General features: G+C 56.6%; 9 protein-coding genes and 1 pseudogene. 2 read left to right on the top strand and 8 right to left on the bottom strand.

What is annotated here, in order from left to right:
- Together F620_RS15690 and F620_RS0113815 are read right to left on the bottom strand one after the other, a co-directional pair.
- The coding region (locus tag F620_RS15690; RefSeq protein WP_038031313.1) for an IS3 family transposase at positions 1-295 on the bottom strand (295 nt) is incomplete at its 3' end.
- Between the two features lie 158 nt (positions 296-453).
- Positions 454-807, bottom strand: coding sequence for a helix-turn-helix domain-containing protein (locus F620_RS0113815; protein ID WP_019571041.1), 354 nt, complete (start codon positions 805-807; stop codon positions 454-456).
- 126 nt (positions 808-933) lie between these two features.
- Here F620_RS0113815 and F620_RS15575 point away from each other — a divergent pair.
- Positions 934-1,074, top strand: a pseudogene (locus F620_RS15575) (IS481 family transposase); the annotation flags it as partial.
- A 24-nt stretch (positions 1,075-1,098) separates the two neighbouring features.
- On the opposite strand, the gene F620_RS15045 reads toward F620_RS15575, so the two are convergent.
- The 6 genes from F620_RS15045 to F620_RS15065 form a co-directional block, all read right to left on the bottom strand.
- A complete protein-coding gene (locus tag F620_RS15045) occupies positions 1,099-1,710 on the bottom strand; it encodes an RDD family protein (RefSeq protein WP_081621794.1) in 612 nt (203 codons plus the stop codon).
- Between the two features lie 495 nt (positions 1,711-2,205).
- Positions 2,206-3,105: a DUF1566 domain-containing protein gene (locus tag F620_RS14715; protein WP_019571043.1), complete on the bottom strand. Its 900-nt coding sequence runs from the start codon at positions 3,103-3,105 to the stop codon at positions 2,206-2,208.
- A gap of 513 nt (positions 3,106-3,618) precedes the next feature.
- On the bottom strand, positions 3,619-4,950 hold the full coding sequence (locus F620_RS15050; RefSeq protein WP_196802062.1) for a protein kinase: 1,332 nt from the start codon (positions 4,948-4,950) through the stop codon (positions 3,619-3,621).
- Positions 4,934-5,881, bottom strand: a complete 948-nt coding sequence (locus tag F620_RS15055) for a protein phosphatase 2C domain-containing protein (RefSeq protein ID WP_081621796.1) — start codon at positions 5,879-5,881, stop codon at positions 4,934-4,936. The genes F620_RS15050 and F620_RS15055 overlap by 17 nt, the downstream gene beginning before the upstream one ends.
- Positions 5,881-6,657: a vWA domain-containing protein gene (locus F620_RS15060; RefSeq protein ID WP_081621797.1), complete on the bottom strand. Its 777-nt coding sequence runs from the start codon at positions 6,655-6,657 to the stop codon at positions 5,881-5,883. Before F620_RS15060 ends, F620_RS15055 begins: the two co-directional genes overlap by 1 nt.
- A 98-nt stretch (positions 6,658-6,755) precedes the next feature.
- Positions 6,756-7,724: a DUF1566 domain-containing protein gene (locus tag F620_RS15065; RefSeq protein WP_081621798.1), complete on the bottom strand. Its 969-nt coding sequence runs from the start codon at positions 7,722-7,724 to the stop codon at positions 6,756-6,758.
- 125 nt (positions 7,725-7,849) lie between these two features.
- Here F620_RS15065 and F620_RS0113845 point away from each other — a divergent pair.
- Positions 7,850-8,196 (top strand): IS5/IS1182 family transposase (locus F620_RS0113845; RefSeq protein ID WP_019571047.1); only part of this gene is annotated, 347 nt, incomplete at its 3' end.

Raw genomic sequence — 8,196 nt, forward strand, 5'->3', positions numbered from 1 at the left:
AGACCGTCACCTGCCCGCACTCCGGCAGGAACGTCGCGGTGGCATCGGTCGCCCACATCCGGTTCGGCGCCTCCGTGATGATGGTGCCGTCGTGCACATCGGGGCCGAGGTTGCGCCGGGCCCGGTACGGGGCGAGCAGCCCGTGCTCGCGCATCACCCGCAGAACCCGCTTGCGGGAGGTGTAGATCCCTTGCAGCTGGCGCAGCCTGGCCCAGACCTTGCGGTGGCCCTCGCCGGTGAACTCGCTGCCCTCGATGACCGCCCGGATCTCCTGGTGCAGCTGCTCGTCGCTCAGCCTCCGCCGGGGATCCGGCCTCCCCTCGCGATGAGCCGGTGCAGCGCGCTATGCGCCGCTGTGACGGCGGGCATAGAACGTCGAGCGGGGGATGCCCCATTCCTGACAGAGCCGGGCGACACCGAAGGGCCGGCGCTGAGAGACCGAGCACGCCCGGCTCATGAGCTCGATCTCCCCGGGGCCAAAGGGCGCCCCTCCTTGAGGCGACTGACCGCCTCGCGGGAGGCCTCCAGGTCCATGGTCAGCTCCCCGACCTTGGCCTGGAGCTCCCGGATCTGCTCATCGCGCGGATCGTGCGTGCTGCCGCCCTTGAGCCCGGCCTCGCCGGCGGCGAGGAAGTCCTCCCGCCACTGGCTGATCCGAGCCGCCGTGACCCCGTACTCCCGGCTCAGGGCCTCGAGGTCCGCCCCGCGCAGCAGGCGCAGGACCACCTCCGTCTTGCGCTTGGAGGAGAACCGGCCCTTATCCCGCTTGCCGTTGTTCTGGTTGCTCTTGGCCTTCTTGCTGCTCATCTGACACCTCCGTCTTGGTCCAGGCGGGGGCAGTCAAAGGCTCAGGGCGCCCTGACTATACCCCCGGGGGAGGTTTCCAGGCGAAACGGGGTGCGGAGGAGACATCTGAAAGACACCCTCCGGGACTACCAGCGCCTGTACAACCATCAGATCGGGCAGAAGGCGCTGGGGCACCGAACGCCGGTGGAGACACTCAAGGCCTGGCAACAGGGTTGCCCCGACCTATTTTGCAAACGTGTATATAACCGGCCGGGACCTGACATATAGTCGAGTGACTTTTGTTAAGGGACACTAGCGGCGCAGCACAAGTGTCGCGGCAATTATGTCATGTAGACCCTGCTTGCGACGCGTGAAGGCAATCATCAGAAATCCGATGAACAGCATAATCGTCGAAAGGATCTTGGACCAGTATCGGGCGTTGGCCCGTCCAAAACCGATCGGCCGACCTTCTTCATCCGTCACTCGAAGCCCCAGCATGCGTTTGCCAGGAGTGCCCTGCCAATCGGAGGACTCGAAAAGTGTCCAGTACAGCCACCAGATCATGATGCCAATAATGTTGCCAATCACTTCAGCCTCAGACTCAATCTGAGCGGGTGGGGCGCTCCCCGACATGGTCCATCCATAGATGAACCCGATTGGAAACACGATAAATAAAGCACCGACAAAAAGGATTAAGTAGTCAATAATCCATGCGAGAAATCGATACCAGAATCCAGCATGCTGAAACCGATCGGCATCGTCATCCTCTTGGGGGCGATGGGCATCGGGTTTTGGCGTTCCGCGAGAAACAGCAGTCGATCCGGGGGCAACTGTTTCCGCCACCGGAAGCTTCGCACCGCAGGCCCCACAGTAACGGGAGTCCTCCTCCGCCTTCGTCCCGCATTGCGTGCAAAAAACGGCCATGGTCATATCCTTGAGGCCAAAACAGCCCGGCCAGTGAAAATGAAAACAATGAATTTTCGAGCTTTATTCTAGCAAAGAGGATTCGCTTGCCGAACTCTTCTCGCCGCCCCTCGCCGGATGAGGTGGACCCCGATCGTTCCACTACAGACGGCCTCTGAGAAGTGAAAACCGGGGCCTCTTGGTCGGGTTTCATATGTCCGGTCTACAGGTCCAGTGCATTTCATCTGGTCGGCGGGGCCTCAGCGCCCGCCAGCCGCCGCTTCCAGTACTGGAAAGTGCTGACCGCCAGGCCCTCGCAGCGGCAGAAGGCCACCTGGCTGATCCCGCTGTCACGCTGGGCCGAAACCAGCGGTTGTCACTCGGTTGCACTGCGCCGCGTGCGTGCCGGTGGGTGCTGTCCCATCGTGTGTCGCTCCCGTGTCGGTGAATGCGACCGAGACAAGAGAACCGATCAGCCGGCGCCGGGAATGACGGCCCGGAGTGACTGCTTACAAATTACTGTCCGCCGCGCACCAACCGGACCCTGTTGCTCCGGCTCTTGCTGGCCCGGTAGCCGTAGCCACAGCCGAAGTCGACGTGCCAGGCGTAGCCCGAAGAGCCAACATAGGGCGAGGCCGACCAGAAACCGACGACCCACCGAGATGCCTTAGGAAATGCCCCCCAATCTAACGTGGGAATCTGATCAATGAGCCCCTCACAAGGGCCATGGTATCCGGGTATCCCGCTGGAGCAATAGACTAGGCTGTTGAGTTCTTCGATGGTCGGCACCCGCCAGTCCCGATAACCCGCATAGCCTCCTCGACGGTTGAGCTCCTTCGCCGCATCCAACGCCTCTTGCCACGTCATTTCCTCCCTTCCCTCTCCCACACAAGTCTGGCCGTCCCACTCCTGCCCCAGGCTACAACGCATCCATTGCAACCCGGTCTCAGGGTCGGTGACAGTGCCGTCGCCATTGTCCAGATAACGACCGCTCTGCCCGATCCGTGGCCGTGTCTCGCCTTCATGTTGCGCGGGTGGTTCGCGGGATGGTGAGAATTGCGGTTGACCGGAAACGGGCTCGGTGGTACCCACGTTCAGCTGCGGCACCGTCCACCCTAAAGCCTCGGCCCAAGCGACGATGGCCCACAGGGCCAACCCCTCGTCAATACCCAACTCATCGTGCAACTGCCCCGCCAAGCGCAACAGCAAAATGGCGGCGGACGTCTTCCCGCCATCCCGCATCAATTCCTTGGCCAACCCCTCTTCGGCGACGGCGCTAAGGACGCGTACTTCGCGCTTGTACGGAGCACAGAGATCGCGCAGCAAGGCGCCAGTACGGCGTGGATCTTCTGCCAGCTGCGGACCGTATTGCGCGATAAGTTGGTTGAGCTGCTGGGCGACCTTATGCTGCGGCATAGACCTCTCCTAGACGTATACGTACGATGACGGTTTGTTCCTCGCGTCGCGTCTAGCAGTCGGTGAACAACCCCGTGCTCAAGCCCGATCAGGTCCGACATGAAAGCCAATGATTAATCTATCTCTGGAAGCCACGGCGCCGCCAATTATCTTGGACCACCGTTCTCGCGCCCTCTGGGCGTCGGAGCCCTGAAATCAGCATAGCGCCCTCATCTTAAGCACCCCCGACAAATTCAGCTCCCACGATTGGCCGCCCGGTATGCGTAACGTCCTCCGACTCATGCCGTGCCTCAGCTTACTTACCGATCGCGGAAACCAACCGGAAGCCCCTGCTATTCCTGCCGAAGCGCGTCCGCTGCTCGGTGTGTACGTTCAAAGGCAACTACTCGCCGGCGGCACGCCTCCCTAATCGGGAACCTACACTCAAGTACTCCCCACCCTGGGGCACGGCCACCATCACTCACGATATGCGATCAGGCTATACCTGACAGCTAGATATCGCAACGTATCAAATCAAATGTTCTCGACGGTGACCGTCACGTCGCCAATGTACACCTTCCCACCCGGTGTTAGCGGCCTCGCCTTCCCAGGTTCAATCCGATACCGTTCGTCCGCAACTTCGTACAGCCAACCCTCATCACTCTGGTTCCTAAGTATGTGCGCGCCCGGCTGCCTCGGGTGATCTTCAATTGTCCCAACAATTGATAACGCATCCTTACCCCGGGCGTGAACCTCCAGGTGATGCTGACGAAGAGCGCCGCCGGTATGCACGGCCAACCCCGAACTCCCGCCGGGGTGCTTAATACTGAGAAACAACCGGACCGGTAAGACCGAACCACAATGAAAGCAAGACTGTCCCTGAATGGACCTATCGAACAGATTTATCGCCGCGCAATCCCCGCACTCGGTCGCATCCGCTTCAAGTTCCATCAACGTATCCTTCCACTCGGATAACCTAGGCCGCTTGCTAGGTCGATGAACCCCATCAGTAAACGTCCGCGTGAATAGCTCCTTCAAATTCGCAGGACACAACTCATTCCATCGCCTCAGGCTATAAGCCAGCATTGGGTCCCCTTCCGCCGAATTTCCTCTGTCGTTCGGATGATGCACAAACAACGGTTCTTTTGCGTACCGCTTCATCTTCGCAGGCTGGTCCCAACACCGCACCTCAGCCGTCTGCTTTCCTTCCATTGGATGTTCATACATCCAGATCTGATAAAGGAGGACGGCCATTGAGTATAAATCCGACTGCGCATTCGGCTTAGCCTCTCCTAGTGCAACCTCTGGCGCCATAAATTCCGCTACACCTGCCACATTTGCGTCGCTGTTATTTACAATCACATTATCATTATCACATACAATAATATTACCATTGACCAGATCGAATTGAACATTTCCCAAATTTATATCACAGTAAGCCAACCCCTGCCGGTGAACCGCTTCAAGCGCCGAGACGACAAGATAGCTTAGACGACAAAGCGTATCATGCCTCGGTTGCCTCGCCCTTCTGTTAATAACCCTATTGAAATGCACATAATGAGCGGAATCATACAATGGCATGACATAGCCGAAGCTTGGACTGTCTTTATGCGTCACCATCTCAATGGGCCAGATGAATTCGACACCTTCAATATCGCTCAAAGGAGCACCATGACGAACAAGCTCCTCGAGTTGACTACGCTGGTCATCACTCGCGCGTGCCGTGTGGTACCACTTTACGGCATACGACTGGCTGTCGCTCTGCGCCCTTACCTCATAAACCGAACCTTGCCCCCCCTGAGCAAGCTTTTTTTCGGCGACATAACATTCTCCGCTATCACCCTTAAATTCAAGACTGCTCGCCACCTTCAGCCTCCTGACTAATGTCCTCGTTCGATTGACCCCGTACCCGTACCGGCCATATTGGAAACATCACGACACAGCCCATATCGTCACCGACCCCTTTATCACTCCAACGACTGAGCTGCTTCGGCAGAACGTTTTTCAGCCAATCGAGGCCGTCATTGACCGCGCGCTCATAAAGGTTACGGATGCTTTGCTTGGGGTCCTCAAGTGAATCCGTCATGCCGTCGGTAGTCAGGAGAACCATTGCCAACTCCGTTTCGTCTATTAGTTCGTCTATTACCATCGCTTTCGCTTGCCACGAGTGATGCGCATTCGGGCTTACCAAACTCTCCGTAGCGAGACCCACACCACGGTCGCGCTGCGGAGTGACATCATTTACACGAACTTCACCCGATGGCTCACTGTGTTCTACGGTAAATATTGAACTATCTCCGATCGAACCGGCTATAAGCGTAGATTCGTACATCACAACCATTGCAACGGTTGTTCCGTATCTACCGATGCATTCCAGATCCTGATCCGACACCCCTTCTTCAGATTTTATTCCCGCATGCCCCTCAATCCGTCGCCGCCAGTGTTGAACCAGATTGCGTCCAAGTCGATTTGCCTCATGTTTGACCAACCTGGCCCAATCGGTAGGATGATTAGATTGAGCTGAAACGAGTGTGACCACCAAATCCGTAGCCGCGTCTCTTGCCGCTTCTACCGCGAGATGTGCGCCAATCTCGCTTTGATTGTATTTTTCACCACCATGCCCGTCGGCAATGGCCAGGACCAAATACGGTTGTCCTTGGAAGAAATGCTGTGAGGCGCCGCATGCATCCTGGCATGGCTGCCCTTTCTCAACGTGTGATGCCCCAGTTGGGCATGTGAGAAGCACTTGGCTTTTACCGAAGCTAAGCGTCAGACATGCCGGAAGACAAGTATCCATCAAAACTCCTCCGACGCATCAATTTGATCTAGATCGGGCAGATCAGAGTTCGGATTCAAATCCTCGTTGGATATCTGAACGGGCATTTGTCCCGCATTACTATCAGTAGATTCTTTGCTACGTGACGCCGCGACAGTTGCAACCGTGCTCGCCATACGAATGAATTCGACCAGTTTCTTTGGCGTGTCGGCATGTAGCGTCTCAACACCTCCCTCTTTCCGGAGATAGGGGGAAATAAAGGCGTCCAGCTCCTCTTTATTGTAATCGTTTGCATTTTTTGCAATTCCAATCGACAACCGAACCGCCTTGGCGCCCCACGGGGACTTATTGAGTGCGTCAATAGCACTTTGATAATGATCCTCCGAGTCCGTGCAATAACCGTCTGACAGCAACACACATACAGGCGGGACATTTCGTTTACCTAGATTTTCGACGCGCAACGCTTCAGCGAGTACGTCGATAGCTTGCGCTGTTGCCGTTATTCCACCACTCGCATCCATATCATGCCACTCGAAGTCTTCAACAGCGACAGGCTCAGGTCCGATGTGCCATTCGGCTTTATCTCCAAATTTGATGGCACGCATCTTCACCCGTACCCGCTCAGTATCTTCAATACGCTGGAGTTCAGGAAGAACCTCCCGAATGGCCCAGTTCACTTTCTGTATTTTCGTTCCAGACATTGAGTACGACCAGTCAACCAACCAAATGAAATGCAAGGTTCGATGGCTGGCCTCTCCCTCTATGCCATCCGGGGTCGTCTCAATCGTGTTTGACATTATTTTGCATCTCCTACGGGCAACAGATGTGGCGGGATGTCTCTAGACCTCAAATAGCTAAAGACTACAGAGATTGCAGATCCTATCATTAGTGGGCTTTATACTGCATGTCGCACCAATCGAACAAAATATGAGTTATTTATGTACCATCGGTTTGCATTTCCATAGCGAAATGGCACGCGCCACGCCTTGTTCTTACGAGTGGAATCGAATGATGCTGTCCAGAATGGCATAGGTGGGGTCGACGGAAACGCTTCAAAGTCGATCGTCGGGCGCTGAAACTCCCCTTTGCAAGGCCCATGTTCTTTTTTCCCTGAGAATGGAAACGGGCCGGGATTTCGACTGGAGCAGTAGATTAAAGTGTTGAGTTCTTCGATAGTGGGCAAACGCCAGTCCCGAGTGCCGGCATAGCCCCCTCCACGGTTGATCTTCTTCGCGGCATCGAGCGCTTGTTGCCAGTTGTAGCTGCTCGGCTGTCCAGCACATGTTTCGCCCGTCCATTGTTGACCAAGCGCACAACGCATCCATTGAAGGCCGGTTACTAGGTCGGTAACTGTGCCATCACAATTATCTATGTAACGACCGGTTGCGCCGATTTGATTTAGCGTGGTTTCACGTTGTGTATTTTTATGTTGTGACGATCGATTTTCTTTTCTGGCCGTTGTTGTTGGTTCATTCGTGCAAGCATATGTTGGTGAGCGTGCCGACGCGGATTGACCATCCGATTCCCCAATCGTTGTTTTGTTATTGTTGGCACTAGCATCTCGCTTTAGGGCTTCTGCCCATGTCGCGACGGCCCACAAGGCGAGTTCTTGGTCAATGCCACGCTCGTCATGCAACGTCTTGGCCAAACGAGGCACCAAGACGGCAGCTGGAGTATTTCCGCGATCTCGTACGAGATGTTCAGCGATCCCTTCTTCCGCTACCGCGATCAAGAGGTTGGCGTCGCGTCTTTCATTGGGGCACAAATCGCGGAGAAGAGCCCTGACTCGTCGCGGCTCCTTCGCTAGTGACCAACCGGTTTGCCGGATAAGGTCTTTGAGTTTTCCTTCGATTGGATCCTTCAACGTGTTCTCCTGTCAATCAGCCCTTGACAAAATCCAGGGGCACGCTGATTCAGTTCGCGTATGGGCCCCGCCAGCTGAGGGCTCTAGGATAATGCGGGCCGAGTTCCTGGCCGAGAGGGTGGTCGATGTCGCAGGGCAGTTTTTCCGATCTCGAGCACTCCGCCATGCGCAAGCAGACGCGGCGCGACCGGTTTCTGGGCGAGATCGGCGCGATCACGCCCTGGGCGGCGCTGGTGGAGGCGATCGAGCCGCACTACCCGAAGGGGAAGCGCGGCCGCCCGCCGATCGGTCTGGAGCGGATGCTGCGGATGTACGTGGCGCAGCAGTGCTTCAACCTGTCGGATGAAGGGATCGAGGACGCGGTGTACGACAGCCAGGCGATCCGGCGCTTTGTCGGGATTGACCTGAGCCGCGAAGACGCCCCGGATGCCACCACTCTGCTGCAGTTCCGTCGGTTGCTGGAGCGCCACGA

It is taken from the genome of Thioalkalivibrio sp. ALE11, from assembly GCF_000381205.1.
GTDB lineage: Bacteria > Pseudomonadota > Gammaproteobacteria > Ectothiorhodospirales > Ectothiorhodospiraceae > Thioalkalivibrio.